The sequence below is a fragment of the Lancefieldella sp. Marseille-Q7238 genome (assembly GCF_949152215.1).
Lineage (GTDB): Bacteria > Actinomycetota > Coriobacteriia > Coriobacteriales > Atopobiaceae > Lancefieldella.
The window spans coordinates 871,124-891,662 of sequence record NZ_OX424407.1 but is presented as its reverse complement, the minus strand read 5'-3'; the positions used below and the strand labels follow the sequence as shown (position 1 = coordinate 891,662).

16 protein-coding genes and 1 CRISPR repeat array are annotated in these 20,539 nt (G+C 53.4%); all 16 genes read left to right on the top strand.

Annotation, left to right across the window (positions count from 1 at the left end):
* The first annotated feature begins 36 nt into the window (after window positions 1-36).
* The 16 genes from rplM (at window position 37) to cas2e (ending at window position 17,261) form a co-directional block, all read left to right on the top strand.
* Complete coding sequence (gene rplM / locus QM016_RS03990; RefSeq protein ID WP_282710317.1) at window positions 37-477, top strand: 50S ribosomal protein L13; 441 nt, start codon at window positions 37-39, stop codon at window positions 475-477.
* A 3-nt stretch (window positions 478-480) separates the two neighbouring features.
* Window positions 481-876, top strand: coding sequence for a 30S ribosomal protein S9 (gene rpsI / locus QM016_RS03985; RefSeq protein WP_016478072.1), 396 nt, complete (start codon window positions 481-483; stop codon window positions 874-876).
* Window positions 877-1,119: 243 nt separating this feature from the next.
* A complete protein-coding gene (glmM, locus tag QM016_RS03980; protein WP_282710314.1) occupies window positions 1,120-2,463 on the top strand; it encodes a phosphoglucosamine mutase in 1,344 nt (447 codons plus the stop codon).
* A gap of 13 nt (window positions 2,464-2,476) precedes the next feature.
* On the top strand, window positions 2,477-2,998 hold the full coding sequence (gene acpS, locus QM016_RS03975) for a holo-ACP synthase (RefSeq protein ID WP_282710312.1): 522 nt from the start codon (window positions 2,477-2,479) through the stop codon (window positions 2,996-2,998).
* 3 nt (window positions 2,999-3,001) lie between these two features.
* Complete coding sequence (locus tag QM016_RS03970; protein WP_282710310.1) at window positions 3,002-4,618, top strand: NAD(P)H-hydrate epimerase; 1,617 nt, start codon at window positions 3,002-3,004, stop codon at window positions 4,616-4,618.
* Between the two features lie 5 nt (window positions 4,619-4,623).
* Window positions 4,624-5,775, top strand: coding sequence for an alanine racemase (gene alr, locus QM016_RS03965; protein WP_282710308.1), 1,152 nt, complete (start codon window positions 4,624-4,626; stop codon window positions 5,773-5,775).
* A gap of 124 nt (window positions 5,776-5,899) precedes the next feature.
* Window positions 5,900-6,526 (top strand): uracil-DNA glycosylase, encoded by a 627-nt coding sequence (locus QM016_RS03960; protein WP_282710306.1) that lies wholly within the window; start codon window positions 5,900-5,902, stop codon window positions 6,524-6,526.
* The gene (tsaE, locus tag QM016_RS03955; protein WP_282710304.1) at window positions 6,519-7,067 is read left to right on the top strand and encodes a tRNA (adenosine(37)-N6)-threonylcarbamoyltransferase complex ATPase subunit type 1 TsaE; all 549 of its coding nucleotides are present in this window, start codon (window positions 6,519-6,521) and stop codon (window positions 7,065-7,067) included. The genes QM016_RS03960 and tsaE overlap by 8 nt, the downstream gene beginning before the upstream one ends.
* Window positions 7,068-7,368: 301 nt before the next feature.
* Window positions 7,369-10,377 (top strand): CRISPR-associated helicase Cas3', encoded by a 3,009-nt coding sequence (gene cas3, locus QM016_RS03950; RefSeq protein ID WP_282710302.1) that lies wholly within the window; start codon window positions 7,369-7,371, stop codon window positions 10,375-10,377.
* On the top strand, window positions 10,377-12,062 hold the full coding sequence (casA, locus tag QM016_RS03945; RefSeq protein WP_282710300.1) for a type I-E CRISPR-associated protein Cse1/CasA: 1,686 nt from the start codon (window positions 10,377-10,379) through the stop codon (window positions 12,060-12,062). The genes cas3 and casA overlap by 1 nt, the downstream gene beginning before the upstream one ends.
* The gene (gene casB / locus QM016_RS03940) at window positions 12,049-12,702 is read left to right on the top strand and encodes a type I-E CRISPR-associated protein Cse2/CasB (protein WP_282710298.1); all 654 of its coding nucleotides are present in this window, start codon (window positions 12,049-12,051) and stop codon (window positions 12,700-12,702) included. Before casA ends, casB begins: the two co-directional genes overlap by 14 nt.
* A gap of 15 nt (window positions 12,703-12,717) precedes the next feature.
* Window positions 12,718-13,860, top strand: a complete 1,143-nt coding sequence (cas7e, locus tag QM016_RS03935) for a type I-E CRISPR-associated protein Cas7/Cse4/CasC (RefSeq protein WP_282710296.1) — start codon at window positions 12,718-12,720, stop codon at window positions 13,858-13,860.
* Between the two features lie 2 nt (window positions 13,861-13,862).
* The gene (cas5e, locus tag QM016_RS03930; protein WP_282710293.1) at window positions 13,863-14,621 is read left to right on the top strand and encodes a type I-E CRISPR-associated protein Cas5/CasD; all 759 of its coding nucleotides are present in this window, start codon (window positions 13,863-13,865) and stop codon (window positions 14,619-14,621) included.
* Complete coding sequence (gene cas6e / locus QM016_RS03925) at window positions 14,622-15,398, top strand: type I-E CRISPR-associated protein Cas6/Cse3/CasE (protein ID WP_282710291.1); 777 nt, start codon at window positions 14,622-14,624, stop codon at window positions 15,396-15,398.
* Complete coding sequence (gene cas1e / locus QM016_RS03920) at window positions 15,386-16,405, top strand: type I-E CRISPR-associated endonuclease Cas1e (RefSeq protein WP_282710290.1); 1,020 nt, start codon at window positions 15,386-15,388, stop codon at window positions 16,403-16,405. The genes cas6e and cas1e overlap by 13 nt, the downstream gene beginning before the upstream one ends.
* Window positions 16,386-17,261: a type I-E CRISPR-associated endoribonuclease Cas2e gene (cas2e, locus tag QM016_RS03915; RefSeq protein WP_282710288.1), complete on the top strand. Its 876-nt coding sequence runs from the start codon at window positions 16,386-16,388 to the stop codon at window positions 17,259-17,261. Before cas1e ends, cas2e begins: the two co-directional genes overlap by 20 nt.
* Window positions 17,262-17,305: 44 nt before the next feature.
* Window positions 17,306-20,326: direct repeats of the CRISPR family, unit length 29 nt; unit sequence CTGTTCCCCGCATGCGCGGGGATGATCCC.
* Window positions 20,327-20,539: the final 213 nt, after the last annotated feature.

Below are 20,539 nucleotides of genomic sequence, written 5' to 3'. Positions count from 1 at the left end.
GAAGCTGCCATTTTGTACATTCGTAGGAGGAGTCTAGTGAAGAAGTCGACTCAGTTCGCCAAGGCTGGCGAAGTCGAGCGCAAGTGGGTGCTCATCGACGCTGAGGGCGCTACGCTCGGCCGTCTGGCCACGAAGGCAGCAATGATCCTTCGCGGAAAGAACAAGCCGCAGTATACCCCTAACGCCGATACTGGTGACTTTGTAGTTATCATCAACGCCGAGAAGGTCATCCTTACCGGTACTAAGGCTGATTACAAAGAGTACTGGCGTCACTCTGGCTATCTTGGAGGTCTCAAGCTTGAGTCTTTCAAGGAAGCTATGGAGAAGCATCCTGAGTGTGTCATTGAGCACGCCGTTAAGGGCATGCTCCCCAAGACCACTCTTGGTCGCAAGCAGGGAATGAAGCTCAAGGTGTATACCGGAGCCAATCATCCGCATGCTGCGCAGAATCCCGTTAAGATCGAGCTGGAGGGCTAAACGATGGCTGAAAATACTGCAGTTTATACTGGCACCGGTCGTCGTAAAGAGGCCGTGGCTCGTGTTCGTCTTATTCCCGGTACCGGCAAGGTAGTGGTCAATGGTCGTGAGGCAGCCATCTATTTTGGTCGCCAGCAGCTCGTTGACAATGCCGTAGCGCCTCTGCGCGTTACCGATACCCTTGGTCATTTTGATGTTTTCGCAAATTGTGATGGCGGCGGTATCAACGGTCAGGCTGGCGCGCTTCGTCTGGGCATCGCCCGCGCGCTCCTTGAGGCCGGTGAGTACCGTGAGGATCTCAAGAAGGCTGGTTACCTCACCCGCGATTCCCGTGCGGTCGAGCGTAAGAAGTACGGCCTGAAGAAGGCACGCAAGCGTCCGCAGTTCTCGAAGCGCTAACGTTTCAGGACGTATCCGAGCGCAAGGTGCATTGGCGCAAGGAATGCGGACACGCGAGAACCAAAGCACACAAGGGTCTGTCGATTTTACGACAGACCCTTTTTCTTGTTGGCTGCACTTTGATTTCACCTAAAATATTAGTATTGCCGCGCATGTGTAGGCGTGCGAGGCGAGAAGAACATCCAATCGTCCGCATCGCGCGGACCTATGACATACGATATACGACATATGCAAGGAGCTGCTATGAAGTACTTTGGCACTGATGGATTTCGAGGCCGTGCGAACGAAGGCCTCAACGTTGACCACGCGTACAAGATTGGCCGCTTCATCGGGTGGTACTACGGGCTTCGTCAGGGTCATCGCGCCCGCGTGATTTTGGGAAAAGACACTCGCCGTTCCAGCTATATGTTTGAGTCGGCACTCGTCTCTGGTCTTGTGGCTTCGGGCGCTGACGCGTATATCCTTCATGTTATTCCGACGCCCGGAGTAAGTTATGAGGTGGTCGACGGCGCCTTTGACTGCGGCATCATGATTACCGCTTCTCACAATCCCTTCACGGACAACGGCATTAAGCTTGTGAATAAAGACGGCTATAAAATGGAGGAGGATATACTCCAGCAAGTTGAGGATTACATCGACGGCGCCTTTGAGGTCCCTCTCGCCACAGGCGAACAGATCGGCTGCACCATCGACTATATGCAGGGACGCAATCGCTATATCTCCAGTCTTATTGCCTCGTGCGGCTTCAGCCTTCAGGGCATGAAAATCGGTCTTGACTGCGCTAACGGCGCGGCTTCAAGCGTTGCTCGTCCTGTTTTTGACGCGCTCGGCGCGGAGACGCACGTTATCAACAACGCTCCAAACGGCCTTAACATCAACGTGGACTCTGGTTCCACCCATATTGACCAGCTGCAGCGCTTTGTGGTGCAAAACGGCCTTGATGTCGGTTTTGCCTACGATGGCGACGCCGACCGCTGTCTGGCCGTTGATGAACGCGGCCACGTGGTCGACGGCGACCTTATCTTGTATGTGTGTGGCTGCTATCTCAATAAGTACGGACGTCTGGCAAAGCAGACGGTTGTCACCACGGTTATGAGCAACTTCGGGCTGTTCAAGGCCTTCGAGGACGCGGGTCTTTCCTACGCCAAGACCGATGTGGGCGATAAGAACGTCTACGCCTGCATGAATGAGCACGAGTACAGCCTGGGCGGCGAGCAGTCCGGCCATATCATCTTTGGCGATTTGGAAAAGACCGGCGACGGTATCATGACCAGCCTTCGCATCATGGAAGTTCTTCGTGCCGAGCGCGAGAAACTCTCGGAGCTGGCGCGTCCCGTCCGCCTGTACCCGCAGCAGTTGCTCAATGTCCAGGTCACCGACAAGAACGCCGCCATGGAGTCCGCCGACGTAAAGAAGGCAGTTGAAGCTGCCGAGAAGTACCTCGAGGGCGATGGTCGTGTTCTGGTGCGGGCATCGGGCACCGAGCCTCTGGTGCGCGTACTTGCGGAGGCTTCCTCCGAAAAGCTTTGCCAGGAAGCCAATGAAATTGTTTTGAAGGCGCTTGCACCCTTCAAGTTGACGGCGTAAGCGCGGGTAACGTATGGCTCTTGCAGGAATTGGCGTTGATATGCTGGAGATTGCGCGCATGCAGCGGGCGATTGATGGCCATTCTCACTTTATCAGGCGTGTGTTTACGGAGGAGGAGCGTCTCTATTGCGAGCATACGGCGCATCCCGCCGAGCACTATGCCGCCCGCTTTGCCGCCCGCGAAGCCGTGCTGAAGGCGTTGGGGCTGGGATTTGGCGCGGGTGTCGGGTTTTCTGACGTTTCGGTTACGCTGGATGACGCGGGTCGTCCGAGGGTTCTTCTCGCCGGACGAGCGGCTGAGGTGGCGCGCGAGCAGGGAGTTCGCGAGGTTGCCCTTTCAATCTCGCATACCCGCTCTGTTGCGGTGGCAAATGCAGTTACCGTGACGGACGCGGTGAAACCGAAAATTGACGAGAAAGAAGACGCAGCTCAAGCGCTTGCGGCCTCATTTAAAGAGGCGCGTTCTGTGATAGATGAGCTTGAGCGTGTGCAAGAAACTATAATAGACACCATGAAACAGCAGTCTGAGGAGTAGAACATGCAGCCTGTTCTGAACGTTGAGGATATTAAGCGCGTCGAGGTCTCGCTTACCCGTACGGGGGTGAGCGTTTCCGAGCTGATGCATCGTGCCGGCTATGCGGCCGCTCAGGAAGTTCTGAATCTTGGGGGAACCATCGATAACGTGGTAGTGCTTGCTGGCATGGGCAACAACGGCGGCGACGGCTGGGTGGCTGCTGAGGCGCTGCGTTCGCGAAGCGTTAACGTCAAGGTCATTACTCCCATTGAGCCGGATCAAATATCAGGCGATCTTGCGCGCCAAACTGCGCAGCGCGCGGTTCGCTCCGGCGTATCAGTGCTGGTCGGCCCATCAAAGACGGAACTTGCGGACTTGCTTTCCACCGCTGACGCCGTCCTTGACTGCATGTTGGGAACCGGTTTTCACGGAAAAGTCCGCGCTCCCTTTGACATTTGGATTGAGACGCTCAATGAGTCCGGCGCCCGCGTGCTTGCGGTGGACGTGCCGTCGGGTCTTGACTCCCAGACCGGCCACGCCGAAAGCGCCTGTGTTATAGCGGATATGACGGTCACGATGATAGCCCTTAAACCAGGCCTTTTGGCGGATGCGGGCCGTGACGTATGCGGCTCCATTGTGGTCGCACCGCTTGCCGAGCAAACCGAGCGTCTTGTAGTGGACGCGGATCCCGTAGCGTGGCGCACTGATTTGGAAGACTATCTGGACAGCTTGCCTGCGCAGCAAAACGACGTGGACAAGTTCTCGCGCGGATCTGTGCTTGTGGTGGGAGGCTCTTCTCGCTTCCCGGGTGCCGCGGTTATGGCGGCGCGCTCCGCCGCTCGCGCGGGCGCCGGCTATGTGACCCTTGCGGTTCCGGAAGCCATTTTGCCTACGGTGCAGATTCAATGCCCGGAGATTCCCGCGGTCGGCCTGCCTTGTGATGAGGAGGGCATGCTTACCGAAGACGCAGTTCCTCTCGTGAGCGAGCTTGCCGGCATGCGAACGGTCACGCTTGTTGGCCCAGGTATGCGGGTTTCCGGCGGTACGGTTGCTGTAACATCGGCCCTTATCGATTCCAGCTTGCCGCTTATTGTTGACGCTGATGCGCTCAACTGTATCGCGCGCCTGACGTCCCACAATCTGCCCGATTTTCCCGAGGTCACAAGGCGTTCTGCGCCGCTTATCCTGACGCCGCACCGCCGCGAGCTTGGCCGCTTGGTGGGCAGGATTAACAATCCGCCCGCAAGCCTGGTAGAGCAGCTTGACGCCGCTCGCAAGATCATTTGGGCTGACGGTGGCTCTGAGCTCGTCGTTGTTGCTAAGAGCACGGCGACCGCCTGCGTTGGTGTTCAGAAGGCCGTACTACCCAAGCCCGGCTCCGCAACGCTTGCGACTGCCGGTTCGGGCGATGTTCTTGCAGGCGTTCTCGCGGGGCGTTTGGCTCTGGCTGGAGGAGTTGTTGACGATCTTCCAACATTTTGCTCGCTTGCCTGCGAGGTACATGCCTATGCGGGACAGCTGGCGGTGGAGAAATTCGGCACACGTGGCGTTATGGCGTCCGATATTTCCGAGGCGGTCGGCCTCGCGGCGGACGCTCTTGAAGAGCAAATCTCATTTCCTGTGGAAACGATGACGGAGTAGCAAAGATGGCGCTTCCAAATAACAGGTGGGCATGGGTCGAGATAGATCTCAGCGCGCTCAAGCGCAATGCGAAGGCGTTTCAGGCGCAGATGGCGCGCGGTGTGAAGCTGATGGCCATCGTCAAGGCCGATGCTTACGGTCACGGAGCCGTTGCGTGCGCTAAGGCTTTGCGCCAGGCGGGCGCCCATCAATTTGGGGTCGCCACAGTTGACGAAGGTATCTCTCTGCGCCAGGCGGGCATTGAAGATCCCATTTTGGTGCTCAGCCAGCCGCCTCTGGAGAGCATTGCTGACCTGGTCACATTTGACTTGATGCCCGCGATATACGAGGTTGATTTCGCACTCGAATACGGGGAGGCGTCCTCTGCGGCCGGCAAGGTCGGCCAGTATCATCTTGCCCTTGATACCGGCATGACTCGCATCGGCGTGCGGCGAGAAGAAGCTCTTGAGGTTCGGCGCGCCATCGATTTCCATCGCGGTCTTGCATGCGCCGGTACGTTCACGCATTTTGCCACCGCTGACTTGCTCAACGACTGGGATTTCGCCTTGCAGGTGAATCGCTTTACCGAGGCGGTTTCGATACTGCATGAAGCCGGACTTGAAACCGGTTTGATACATGCCGACAATACCCCCGGCACCATCCTTCATCCCGACATTCAGTTTGATATGTGCCGGGTGGGCATTGGCCTGTACGGCCTTCATCCTGCGGAAAACACCGTGCCGCGCATTGCTCTTGAGCCCGTGATGAGCGTGCGGGGACGCGTGTCGCGCGCGGTCTATCCCAACGTCGGCGATGGAGTGGGGTATGGACTGACCTGGCGGGTTCCGCGGAAGAACGTCCAGGTGGCAACAGTGCCTATCGGTTATGCCGATGGTCTCGCGCGCTGCCTTTCTAATCGCATGGATGTGCTGGTAGATGGCATGCGCGTGCGACAGGTGGGCAACATTTGCATGGATCAGTTCATGTTTGCCGTTGATGTCAACAGAACGCGTTCTTATCGACCCGGATACGAGGTCAGCGTGGGTGATATGGTGACTATCATGGGCGCTGACGGCGATGAGTTTATTTCCGCGGAAGAGATTGCTGAGCTTTGTAATACCATCAACTACGAGGTCGTATGCGATTTTGGAATGCGCCTCGATAAAGTTTACCTTTAGTGCAATGCATGTAGAGTAATGCGGGCGGCGTGGCGCGGCGAGCGCGATTGACATGGCACGGCGAGCGCGGCTAGTATCGTAGAGCGCGCAACACCGTCCGCCCGAGAGTATGGTTGGTTACAAGATGTCTGAAAATCCGCTCCCACACGTTTCACCTGTCACGCTCGAAGAGGTTCGAGCTCAGATGAAAGACTGTCGCCTCTGCCAGCTCTGCGAAGGCCGCAATACCATCGTGTTTGGGGATGGTAATCCTCACGCGCGCGTCATGTTTATCGGCGAGGGACCCGGCAAGAACGAAGACCTCGGTGGAAGGCCGTTTATCGGCGCGGCGGGCAAGAAGCTTGACGGTTACCTTGCGGCGGCAGGTCTTTCTCGTGACGATATTTTCATCACCAACGTGGTCAAATGCCGTCCTCCCTCAAACAGGAATCCCCGTCCCGAAGAGATTGAGGCGTGCGCTCCGTACCTGCGCAATCAGGTTCGCGCTATCTGGCCGGACGTGATTGTGTGTCTGGGTAATTTTGCGTCGCAGTTTATTTTGCGCACCGAGAAGGGCGTGACATCGCTGCGTGGACGTCTGTATCAAACGGGGCATTTTGTCGTGTTGCCAACCTTCCACCCCGCGGCCACTATCTATCATCCGGCTTGGGAACCGCTTCTGACCGACGACCTCCGCCTTCTTGGCGAATGGCTCCGCAGCCATCCGCAAGGACAAATTACATCTCAGAAGCAGGAGCCCTCTTATGAGTAAACTTCCACGCATGACGGCCCCCGGCGTTTTTATATCCTCTTCCGCCTCCGAAACGATTACTCTTGGTGAGAAGTGCGGAAAGCTCCTTGCAGCCGGCGATGTGCTGGTGCTGACAGGAGATCTTGGAGCGGGAAAGACGCAGTTCACGAAAGGCATCGCACAGGGTATGGGTATTGCTACTGATGTGACGAGCCCTACCTTTACCATTGAGATGGTGTATGAAGGTGGCACGATGCCTCTCTATCATTTTGACCTGTATCGTCTGAATGATTCCGGCCAGCTTGAAGATACCGGCCTTTTTGATGCCATTGGATCTGACGGTCCCACCGTTATTGAGTGGGGTGAGCAGTTTGCCGACGATATTGGTGATGAACGTGTTGACGTGTTCATTTCCCGTCTTGAGGGAGGCGCTGTCGATAGCAGCGTCAGCGATGGCAGCGCTGGTGGCGCCGTTGATGGCAGCAGCGAGCCTCAGCGAGAGATTCGCTTTGTTGTGCATGATTCCCGCGGTCAGCAGTTGGTTGAGGAGCTCGGCAGGTAAGAGCGCTTTCTAGAAGCACTGTAAAGAATTGCCATCCACTAAAGCAATTACAGAATAAATGATACCTATCGCCGAATAAACTTGACATAAGAACTAATAGAAAAAATATTCGCGTAGACTGATTTGTAGATAAAAAGAGCCTTCCAAGTTGGAAGGCTCTTAACAAGTCAAAGTGCCACCTACGTGGCGTTATCCAAATGGATAACATTTTTGGCAAAGCCGTATTTTGACTCGCAGTGTTGTCCTGACTGGTAATCGGGACAATCAATAGATGGTTTTGTTAGCTAGAGGGGCCGTAGATATGATGTACGGTAAGGTTGGTGGTAAAAAGAAAGGCTGGGAGGCAGGGTCTCATCTCTCTGACCAACAACGTTTTCTCTGGGCTAAGACAGATATGAACAACGATGAGCGACGCGGATTTTGGCTACCACTCTATGTTCATATGGCTGATTCAGCTAATGTTGCGCGTCACCTGTGGAATGAATGGCTCCCCACCTCAGAGCGACGATTTATTTCTGGTTCCTTAAGTGGAGATGGTGCTATTGCTGAGGCGCTTGTGATATGGCTGGCAGGGATTCATGACATTGGCAAGGCAACACCAAACTTCCAATGTAAGGTTTCAGACCGAGCTGAAGCGGTTCGGGAAGTGGGTTTGGATGTGCCGGCCTCCCAGATGATAAAGCCATGTCCTCACGCTCTTATGGGAGAGGTTATCTTGGATGGATGGCTTGCAAGTAGAGGCTGGGAACATCCAAATACCTACTCGTGCATTGTAGGTGGACATCACGGCACTCCGCCCTCGAGTGAGGGTGAGCTTCGTAATATTAAGCTAAGTTCCTCGAACTTCCCCAATGAGGTGCTTGGAGATTCCGATTGGCAGTTCGTACAAAGCGAACTTCTTGAATGGATGCTCTGTTATTCTGGCATGGAAGTACACGAGAAAAGTCTGAACCCTCTTGGTCTTCTCCAGCCTGTCGAGGTACTTCTAACGGGGCTTGTCATCATGGCGGATTGGATTGCCTCAAATGTGGACCTCTTCCCGCTCACCAACGGATGGGTGAGCGTAGATGAGCTCCGTGCTCGTGCTAATTTCGCGTGGGAACAACTTGCCCTGCCACCTACTTGGCATACGCCCGATTTTACACTCGCTTCGAAAGCGAGCACGGAGCGTCTCTTTCATGAGAGATTTACTGGCCTTCCCAAGACTGCATGCTTACGTCCAGCGCAAGAAGCGGCGGTTTGGGCAGCGCTCAACATGAATGAACCTGGCCTCATCGTTATTGAGGCTCCTATGGGTAATGGCAAAACGGAAGCATCGCTTCTGTGTGCAGAGGTTTTGGCACGTAAGTTCGGCGGTGGCGGCATTGCCTATCTACTTCCAACAATGGCCACGTCGAATGCCATGTTCTCCCGCGTGGAAGAATGGCTTGAGCTGCTTGCTCAGTCGAGCGATGCGCCTCCCCAAAGCATGCAGCTGCTTCACAGTAAGGCTGCGCTCAATTCTGACTACACGAGGCTCAGAAGGTGGAATGGCAGCTGGATGGGGGATGGTAGAGGCGGTGACGAGGATGAACGAGTCATCGCTCACCAGTGGTTTGGTGGTAGGAAGCGTGGTCTGCTCGCATCCTTCGTGGTCGGTACGGTCGACCAGCTCCTGATGGCAGCTCTTAAGACAAAGCATGTGCAGTTGCGCCATCTCGGGCTTGCGGGCAAGGTTATCATCATCGATGAAGTCCATGCCTACGATGCCTACATGAGCACGTACCTCAAGCGCGTACTTACCTGGCTGGGCGCATATGAAGTTCCCACGATCCTGCTATCGGCAACGCTGCCTCCTGAGCGCCGTAAGGAGCTGATGCTCGCCTACCGAGGGCATGATGCGAGTTCGAGAGGAAGACACTCACATCGAAAGGGGCTAGGGGAGCCTCCGCGTGATTCTGCCGGTTGTCCGGCGTACCCTCTTGTGACTGCGCTGACACGTGATCAAAAGGTTCAAGATCCATACACCCCATGCAGCATTGATGGTGCTGGTACGGATGTGTGTCTTGATTTTCTGCCGGATGATGACGAGAAGCTCGTTCAGACTCTGTCCGATCTTCTATCTGAGGGTGGATGTGCGTGTGTGCTGCGCGACACGGTCTCGCGGGCGCAGGCAACCTATCGGATGCTTGAGGAAAATTTGGTTGATGTCCTTGATGGTACTCGGCTCATGCTCGTCCACTCGCGCTTCATTGCGGCTGACCGCCTTCATAACGATGCCGAGCTTCTCAGGCTCCTTGGCCCCGATGCGTCCATCCGTCCGCAGAGGCTCATCGTGGTCGGTACGCAGGTCATGGAGCAGTCGCTCGACATTGATTTTGACGTCATGATTACCGACGTTGCCCCCGTTGACCTTCTGTTGCAGCGTATGGGTCGCCTGCATCGCCATGTTCGCGGAGAGGGTCAGTGTAATCGGCCCGCACGGCTACGCAGGGCCCGGTGCTATGTCACTGGCGTTGAGGACTGGGGGGCCAACCCTCCGTCTTTCTCGAGAGGTATCGACAAGGTCTACCAGAAGGCGTTGTTGCTGAGGACGATTCTGGCTCTTCGTGGCAGAGCGGATTCCGAGGGACGCATAATCGTGAATCTCCCACACGACATTGCGGGCTTCGTGGAGAGCGTGTATGAGGATTGCGATGGGGAGGTCGATGAGACAACTGTCCCCTTTGACGTTCCTGATACCTGGCAATCAAAGATTGATGAGGCAGAGAGGGAATTGACCAAAAGACGGGCGGACGCGGCAAGCAATGCAAAGACCTGGCTATTGGGCAAGCCCCAGTCTCGTAGTCCCAAGGATCTGGTCGGGTGGCTGAGGGAATCGCTGACGATGACTGACGAAAACGTTGGTAGAGCGACGGTTCGTGACTCACAGGAGTCTATAGAGGTCATTGCCGTTCAGGAATGTAGTGGGGGTCTATGTATTTTCCCATGGGTCGATAATGTGGATGGAAGCTCTCCCACGTCTAGGTCGCTTGGCGACGGCGAAATGATTCCCGATGATGACGCTGCGCGACTTGCTGCAACCTGCACAGTCAATCTGCCTCCAGCCCTTTCAGGACCGTGGAACGCCGAGGCTATTGTCAAAGCGCTTGAGATGTCATGTCCCATTCCTGGTTGGCAAGAGTCCCGCTGGCTGAAGGGTCAGCTTGTTCTTGTATTCAACGAAGCGGGAGAGGCGACGATTGACACGGGAATTGCTGTCTACCGCCTCAGGTATGCTCAGGGTACTGGATTAGAGCTCATCGATACCAAGAAAGGAGAGCAGGAGTAGTGAACGAGAAGGCAAGCTTCAACCTCATCGATGAACTATGGATTCGTGTTCTTGATGATAAGGGAGTAGCTAAGGAGGTGTCCCTTCTTGAGCTGTTCCGCCAAGCACCGAGGTTACAATGCCTTATCAATGACTTACCGACACAGGATTTTGCTATCCTGCGCGTATTGCTTGCCATCCTGCAACGTTCTATCTCTCCCATGCTAGACGATCTTGACGAAGACGTGGAACCTGCTGAGGTTTGGGGACAGCTATGGGAGGCTTCTGAGTTGCCCATGGGCGCCATTGAAGCATATCTTTCCAAATGGCATGACCGGTTTGATCTCTTTGATTCGGAGCGTCCGTTCATGCAGGTACCGGGCTTAAGAACATCTCGAGACGAGTGTGCACCAGTCTCAAAAATTATGTCTGACGTTCCTGATGGTGACAGGCTGTTTTCGTTGCGATCAGGCCAAAAGATAGACTATCTGACCTTTGCTGAAGCAGCACGCTGGCTCATACATGTTCAGGCCTTTGATACGGCAGGAATTAAAAGTGGCGTGGTGGGGGATTCAACCGTTAAGGGAGGGAAGAGCTATCCAAGAGGAACCGGCTGGGCGGGAAATCTTGGTGGTATCTTTCTTGAGGGCGAAACGCTACGTGAAACACTTCTGCTCAACTTCGTTGTTTGGGAAGATGATGACAATGAGGTATTTTCTCCTGATGACTTGCCCACATGGGAACAGTCGCTGAGGGAATTTGGAAGCCTTGACGCTCTACCAGTCGGTCATGCCGACATCTATACCTGGCAGTCGCGTCGGGTACGGCTTGTTGCAGACCGGGGAGTGGTTACCGGTTTGGTACTTACCAATGGAGACAAACTCGAGCTCAAGAATATGCATAGAATCGAGTCCATGACCGCATGGAGGCGAAGTAAAAACCAGGAAAAGAAGCTGGGCCAGGTTCCCATTTACCTTCCTATGTCTCATCGGTCGAACAGGGCATTGTGGAGAGGATTGAGCTCACTGTTCGCACCTGAGAATCGTGACGATGGACTGGCGGCTAGCTTTACTCCTGGTGTACTTGCGTGGGCGGAATATCTTACAAGTGCAAATGGAGGACGAAGACTCTCTCAGAGCATGCATCTACATATACATGGCACGGGACTCGAATACGGTACGCAAAGTTCAGTTGTTACCGACCTGATTGACGACACCGTTCTTCTCAGTTCTTTTCTGCTATCGCCAGAAGGCTCTCCTCTGGTTGCCTTGGCATGTGATTGTGTTGGTGACGCAGATAGGGCTGTTGTAGCTTTAGGAAATTTGGTGTCGAACCTTCTGATTGCTGCGGGAGGAGATCAAGATAATATCTCTGACGCAGCTAATGAGGCTAAAACAGAGGCTTACTTTGAGCTCGATTCATTGTTTCGCAGTTGGCTTGCAAGTCTTAACACTGATAGCGATGTTGTTGGCGAGCGAGCCAGATGGAATTGTGAAGCTCGTAAGGTGCTGGATTTGCTTGCAAAAAGATATATTTCGGAGGTAGGTCCTCAGGGTATTACAGGTCGGTCAAGAAAGCGCGGGAAATCTGGCACATGGATTACCTCTTCGATAGCTGAGAGATGGTTTTATTCCGCAATCAGAGAGGCGCTACCCCTTGAAGGGAATGCAATTGTAAAGGAGGGTTCCGGCAGTGAAAAGCAGTGAGACTGAAAGTCCGCGAAATCAGGTAAGGGTGTTTGTAGGAAGAAAGATTGAGGCCATTCAAAACGCCTATCTATCACCTACAGGTAAATCAAAAGGTGCACGAGAGCTTGCCTTCTTGCGTCATGCAGTCACGAGAAAACCTGGAGATACGCCTGCTATATGGGGTCTCGAGTTTGAGGGTATGCCAGATGCGCTCGTTGGCAGGTGTGACGATCCCTCTCCTGGAGAATGGGCTGTCCATGCGGCTCTTACGCTTTATGCAGTTCACCAACAGTCACAGTCGATTCCCATGCATCAGTGGGGGCGTGAACATGGGCTGGGCCAGGCAATGCGCCAACTTGTATTGTGTGCAGCTGATAGATATGAGTCTCTGGAACCTGGAGAACTCCCGAGAAGATTTGCCGCTCTTGTGACCGCTGAGTCGTTTTCAGAGACAATGCACTATGCGCGACAGCTTGTTGGTCAGCTACGGAGGGAGACTATCCCCCTTGATTATGCGTTGTTGGCACAGCAATTCTATGATTTGCAATTTTCAGAGAAGGCTAATGGCGTGAGGCGCGCGTGGGGCAGAGGATTTGCCTCGTGCTGTTTAGGAGAAATGTGCGGTCAAGAGCAGGCTTCTTTGCCTGAAAACGATTAGGAAGAGGTTGCAGTTATGAGTAATTCGTTGTTTATTGATATCCATATCCTTCAAAATGTCCCGCCAAGTAATATTAACCGTGACGATACAGGTAGCCCTAAGACCGCCCGCTTTGGTGGGGTTATCCGCTCCCGAATTTCCAGTCAGGCGTGGAAAAAGGCGACTCGCGACCTGTTTCCCTCGTACCTCCTAGAGGATGAGATTGGATGGAGAACCAAACACGTTGTCGATCTTATTAGTGGATATGCTGCCATAAAGCGACCTGACTTGAATGGAAAGAATCTTGAGGACGCTTCTGCCAAAGCTCTTGGTGCAACAGGAATCAAAGTGACAGACAAAGATACTGGCTACCTGCTTTTTCTCTCGCCCAAGCAGGCGGAGAGCCTTGCGGACCTTGCTATCGCGTCGATTGAAGAAAACAGCTCGATTGATAAGAAAGCTGCAAAAGACGTTCTAAACATCAAGCAGAGGCCAACGCTCAATGCGATTGACATCGCCCTATTTGGCCGAATGGTTGCTGATGCGCCGGATCTCAACGTTGACGCAGCAGTTCAGGTGGCACATGCCATAAGCGTTGGACGTGCGGAGACGGAGTTCGACTACTTTACAGCTCTCGATGACCAAGCTCCAGAGGACAACGCTGGGGCAGCCATGATAGAAACTACAGAGTTCACTTCGTCGACGCTTTATCGCTATGCCGACATTGATGTTCACCACCTATGTGAGAACCTAGGTTCTGCAGCGGCAGCGTGCAGGGGTATAGAAGCATTCTTGAACGCTTTCGTTCGTTCCATGCCTACAGGTAAGCAGAACTCATTTGCCAACAGAACGCTTCCTGCTGCCGTTATCGTTGAGCTGCGCGAGAGGCAGCCAGTCAGCTTAGTCAATGCATTCGAGAAGCCCATCTCTACTACGCAGGGAAAGAGCCAGACCGAACGTGCCTGTGAAGAACTCGTTGTCCAAGAACGCGTTATCGACGAGGCTTTTGACATTGCTCCAAAAGCAACCTTCGTTACCATTGCATCGCCTGATGCCCATGCGTTGGAGGATTTTCCCAATGCGCAAATAGTTGATTTCAACACTCTTATTTCTAGGGTTTCCGAAGAGTGTGCGTCCTATCTTGCGGGTAATGGGTATTCGAGTGAGGAACAGGAGTAGCTATGGCAGTGCTGCTTCTCAAGCTTGCGGGTCCGCTTCAGTCATGGGGATCCAACAGCCGTTTCACTGAGCGTAAAACGCAACACGAGCCTACCAAGAGTGGAGTTATCGGTCTTGTCGCCGCTGCCCTAGGCCGCAGGAGGAAAGACCCAGTGAATGACCTTGTGTCATTGCGCTTCGGTGTGCGCATTGATCAGCCTGGTACGTATGAGCGAGACTTTCAGACCGAGCACACGCGCACATGGGATAAAGAAGCGAAGTGCTGGGTTTTTAAGGACAGTTTACCGTTGAGTCATCGTTTTTATCTCTCTGATGCGATTTTTATCGCTGCATTCGAAGGTGACAGCAACCTTGTCCATACATGTGCTGAGGCGCTTGAGCATCCAGTTTTCCCGCTCTTCCTCGGTAGGAGGTCGTGTCCACCTTCGTGCAAAGTGCTTTTGGGTATCGAGGAGCATGCGACCCTCTTGGAAACCCTCAGCTCCGTTCCATGGCAAGCAACTGATTCCTACAGACATCGGTGGAATATACGCGAAAAGGAAGAAATCAAGCTCGAGATTCTTTATGACAAGGGATTCGATGATTATGGGGAGGGCTACGATGTCGTGCAGCAGGATGTGCCCGTTGCTTTTTCTCAAACATACCGTCAATATTCATGGCGTACAGTTTCACATGCTACGACAACTGTCAAGAATCCCTCCTATAAGCCTCAGCGGATTGAGCATGATCCTCTAGTAACGATTGATGAGGTGATGAGTTAGATGTACTTCACGCGCTTTCCCATTAACTTAACGCGGCGTGAGACGCGCCACATGCTTGCCTCGCCTTACCGCATGCACGCTGCCATAGCAGGAAGCTTTCCTCCAGATGTGCCCATGGAGGAGGAAGGCAGGGTTCTCTGGCGTGTCGATTGGCAGAAAAACGGCGGAGCTTACCTTTACGTCGTGAGCCCTACGTCTCCAAGTCTTGTAGGCCTCAATGAGCAGATTGGTTTTCCTGATTTGAGTCCTTCATGGCAGACGAGAGATTATAATCCCTTCCTAGATCATCTTGCTGTAGGACAGCGCTATGCCTTTCGTTTGGTGGCCAACCCTGTGGTGAACCGCAGTTCCCGTGGTGGTAAACAGGACGCTATTAACAAACAAGGCAGTCAGATGCGCTTGCCGCATCTGACTATCCTGCAGCAAGAGGCGTGGCTTGTTGGTAAGGCTGCATATAATGGGACAAATATAGAGGTGCCAGAATTGTTTTTACAGCAGGACTCTACGCGAGCCTCTCGCAATGGCTTCGAGGTTCTCCAGGATGCACGAGGTATTTCTCGTCTGATTGTGAGCAATACTAGAGAACTGAGCTTTCATAAAGAGTCGCAGAAACAGCCGATTACCCTTGCAATAGCCCAATATGATGGCCTTCTTAGAGTGACAGATATAACAGCGCTGCGCCACGCCCTGATTAATGGGATTGGGCATGGCAAGGGCTTTGGCTGTGGACTACTGACCCTTGCAGCTGAGGGAGGAAGCGGCTCGTGTCAGGCATAACCGGCATCATCAAACCAGATCTCCATACTCTGCCAACCATTAGGGAGCGTATGACTTTTCTCTATGTTGAAAGGTGTTTGATTAATCGTCAGGATAGCGCGGTGACCATTACCGATAAACGTGGAACTGCCTATGTGCCTGCAGCCTCTCTTGGCGTGTTGATGTTGGGACCAGGGACAAATATTTCACATCGTGCTGTTGAGCTTTTAGGCGATGCCGGGTCAACTGTGGTGTGGGTTGGTGAATATGGCGTCCGCTACTACGCCCATGGGCGACCCCTTACTCGCTCCTCACGTCTTATTGTCAAGCAAGCGGAACTCGTGTCAAACACGCGCAAGCGCCTTGCGGTTGCGCGCGCCATGTACCAGATGCGTTTCCCTGGAGAGGATGTCTCTGGGTTCACCATGCAGCAACTGCGTGGACGAGAGGGCGCTCGCATACGCTCACTCTATCGAAAGCTTTCAAAGGAATATAACGTTCCTTGGAAAGGCAGGGAGTATAACCCAACGGACTTTACGGATGCGACGCCCATTAATCAGGCTCTTTCTGCTGCGAATGTGTGCCTTTATGGCATAGTACATAGCGTCATTGTGGCATTGGGGTGCTCTCCCGCGCTAGGCTTTGTTCATGATGGGCATGAGCGTTCGTTTGTGTATGACGTCTCTGATCTCTACAAGGCGGAGTTGACTATTCCCATAGCATTTGAGGTGGCTTCCAATCCACCCGAGGACATTGGATCTGTTACTCGCCAGAAAATACGAGATTCTTTTTATGATGGCAAGATTATGGAACGATGTGCTTATGATATTCGGTTTTTGTTGTTGGGTGATACTGTTTATGAGGAAGAAAACTCATTAGATTTCGAGACTATGTTTCTCTGGGATGAATCTCACCCCGCTGTGGCATTTGGTGTTTCATATGGTAAGAGGCTTGAAGTACAACTGCAGGCCGAAGAGGTAGGAAATGGCGTCCTGATTGGAGAGAGTGATGGTCGTCATTACTCTTGAAAAATGTCCACTTGCGTTGCGAGGTGACCTTACAAAATGGTTGCAGGAGGTTAGCCTGGGTGTATATGTAGGACAAGTGAGCGCTCGTGTTCGCGATAAACTTTGGCAACGGGTGTGTGAGGAGTCCAAGAATGGGCGTGCAACTATGGTATATTCAGCCCGCAACGAACAGCATTTGAATTTCCGCGTGCATAATACGAGCTGGGAACCTATTAATTACGATGGATTAAAATTAATGATGCGTCCAACTCCCACACGAGCAAAAGCGCTGGTGAGAAAGCATATTGGATGGAGCAAGATGTCACAATGCTCCAAGACTCGACGTAAATATGGAAAATCTATTTTTGTGGAACCGGAACAATATGTTGTGTTTGATATTGAGACAACAGGGCTTAATATTGACAAGGATCAGATTATTGAAATTGCTGCCATTCGAGTTGTTAAGGGTGCTATAGAGGAGCGATTTCATACTTTGATTACTACGAAGAAACCACTATCAAAGAAGATTGTCGAATTGACAGGCATATCGGATGAATTATTGATATCAAGTGGTGCGCCTTTATGTGAGGCTATCAAGTCATTTTTGGAGTTCGTTTCTCTAGACATTGTTATAGCTCACAATGCGCGTTTTGATTCTGAGTTTATACAAGTTGCTTGTGAAGAATGTGATTTTGATGATTTTAGTAATGAGGTCATTGATACTATTGATTTAGCTAAAAAGAAGCTTCCTGCGGCTACAAATTACCGCCTAGAAACTTTGGCAGACCTTTTGAACCTTGACAATAAGCATCCACATAGAGCTGAATTTGACTGCGAAGTTACGTTGAGACTTTTTCGCAAACTGATTAAAATATGATTCATTATAGTGGATGCATTATATTTTAACTGCGGATCTTTAGACTGTTCCCCGCATGCGCGGGGATGATCCCGATGAAACTGCTGATGACACCGATGATCTTGACTGTTCCCCGCATGCGCGGGGATGATCCCGAAGGCCAAGATGCCCGCCTGCCGCCAACGACCTGTTCCCCGCATGCGCGGGGATGATCCCTTTCTGCCATTGCTGTCACAAATTTGAAACAACTGTTCCCCGCATGCGCGGGGATGATCCTACTTCTGTTATAATTAACTCATTAAAAGGAAGCTGTTCCCCGCATGCGCGGGGATGATCCCTGGACAAGGTGCCAGATTTTATGAGTGTTGTACTGTTCCCCGCATGCGCGGGGATGATCCCCATTACCGTACGTTCATTGCCAAGGACGGAAACCTGTTCCCCGCATGCGCGGGGATGATCCCTACGTTGTGCTTGCAACACAGCAAGCAGAAGGCTGTTCCCCGCATGCGCGGGGATGATCCCAAGGACGCGGCCAACACCACCACACAGACAGACTGTTCCCCGCATGCGCGGGGATGATCCTAGATGAAGAAACAATAATCAAAGAAATTATGACTGTTCCCCGCATGCGCGGGGATGATCCTACCAACGGTCTTATTCAGACATACGATGCATGCTGTTCCCCGCATGCGCGGGGATGATCCCGTCCGTAGCAAGGTTCAAGGAGTCGTTGACTTCTGTTCCCCGCATGCGCGGGGATGATCCCTCGTTAACGCTATGGACGAGGGATACAAAGGGCTGTTCCCCGCATGCGCGGGGATGATCCATCAGACACTCAGGCTCCTCAGTGCAGAGTACACTGTTCCCCGCATGCGCGGGGATGATCCCGCTCAGCATATACAACTTTGAGTTTGAGAAATCTGTTCCCCGCATGCGCGGGGATGATCCCTGCAATCCCATAGTGCCGCCTTGCCCTTCCGACTGTTCCCCGCATGCGCGGGGATGATCCCTGTACCCTGCCAGTAAAGCATCTTCGTATCTTCTGTTCCCCGCATGCGCGGGGATGATCCCAGCCCAGCTGTAGACAACCTCAGCGCGATAGGCTGTTCCCCGCATGCGCGGGGATGATCCCGAGCGTGGCTGGTGGTATGCACTAAGCTCCACCTGTTCCCCGCATGCGCGGGGATGATCCCTTCTGGTTGATGGACTCCTTGAATTTTGTCCTCTGTTCCCCGCATGCGCGGGGATGATCCCCAAAACAAAACCGAATAGAGGTGATATGAAGTCTGTTCCCCGCATGCGCGGGGATGATCCCTACCTTGAGAAAAACGGAGCACGAGAGCTTTACTGTTCCCCGCATGCGCGGGGATGATCCCATATTGCTTTGAACCTCTTTCAGGTGGTGTTCCTGTTCCCCGCATGCGCGGGGATGATCCCAGTATCTGCTTTTCGACTGCGGTCGTGATAAGCTGTTCCCCGCATGCGCGGGGATGATCCTTACTGCCAACGGCCCATACGCACGCCCCACAACTGTTCCCCGCATGCGCGGGGATGATCCCATGCTGAAGACGTTTGAAGATTGTCTCGTGAGCTGTTCCCCGCATGCGCGGGGATGATCCCCGTAATCACACGATTTTTAACCATGTGACCTGCTGTTCCCCGCATGCGCGGGGATGATCCTTAGTCTGTCGCTCATTCCTGCCTTTTCCTCACCTGTTCCCCGCATGCGCGGGGATGATCCCCGATTCTACGTATTCGGCGGAAATGATAAAACACTGTTCCCCGCATGCGCGGGGATGATCCCCTTCCTTCTGTGACGATATAACGGCTGTCGAGCTGTTCCCCGCATGCGCGGGGATGATCCCCCTTAATTACCTCGAAGACCTTGAAGAGTGTCCTGTTCCCCGCATGCGCGGGGATGATCCCAAAGGCACACAACCAAACCATACAGCTTCAAGCTGTTCCCCGCATGCGCGGGGATGATCCCCTGTAATGTCCCTCCGCGATTGAACTTTCTGACTGTTCCCCGCATGCGCGGGGATGATCCCAACCCGAGCCGTTCTTCGTTGTCGAGGTACTCCTGTTCCCCGCATGCGCGGGGATGATCCCGAGCGCGTAATGATGGCACTGAAAACGGTCGTCTGTTCCCCGCATGCGCGGGGATGATCCCTTCTCAGAGGCTCAGAGCCGTCTTCTCGTTCCCTGTTCCCCGCATGCGCGGGGATGATCCAGGAAGGAGCTTTTCAGGAAACATTCCGTGAAGCTGTTCCCCGCATGCGCGGGGATGATCCCAGTTGGAGGTTACTTCACTACACGCTCATTTGCTGTTCCCCGCATGCGCGGGGATGATCCCAAAAAGAGCAGCGCGAGAACTTACAGAAAAATCTGTTCCCCGCATGCGCGGGGATGATCCCGAGCATGGTACGGTGTATGGCCCCGCTACAGTCTGTTCCCCGCATGCGCGGGGATGATCCTATCTACAATGATACAAGTACTAGCAAAGTAAAGCTGTTCCCCGCATGCGCGGGGATGATCCCGTGATTTTTGTATTCAATAACCTCTATATCGCCTGTTCCCCGCATGCGCGGGGATGATCCCGCTCGCAAGGTAAATTTGATAGCCAGAGCCGGCTGTTCCCCGCATGCGCGGGGATGATCCCTTACGTCCTTGTGTGATTTCTTGCCACTTAGCCTGTTCCCCGCATGCGCGGGGATGATCCCGCCCGTGCTTGCTTGGCGTCTTTGTATCCTTGCTGTTCCCCGCATGCGCGGGGATGATCCCCACGTATCTCTTCCTCGTCTTCTTTGCCATCCCTGTTCCCCGCATGCGCGGGGATGATCCCTGGCGGGGGAATTGTTCGATGAGATAGTTAAACTGTTCCCCGCATGCGCGGGGATGATCCCTTTCAACTGTTTTTTAAGTACCGAGATTTCTACTGTTCCCCGCATGCGCGGGGATGATCCCTATGCGCCAGACCTCGCGGAGCCGCTCGAAGGCTGTTCCCCGCATGCGCGGGGATGATCCCAAGCGCCCAGCGAGGATGTGCGTTATCTCGCTCTGTTCCCCGCATGCGCGGGGATGATCCCTCTGTTGGCCCGCCAAGACTATCACCAATAGCAAAACCATACAATGCTCCGGCGATCTTATCTCTTAGTTCAGCTTTATTCACTCTCTGTCTTCTTTCTTCTACATTCTCCACCGTTTAGAACATCTTGCGGCTTATGCTCATACATTTCACAGACAGTTGTCGGCTCATGCCTTCTGCCACTAGCATCTACACTGCCATTCAGAAACGGATC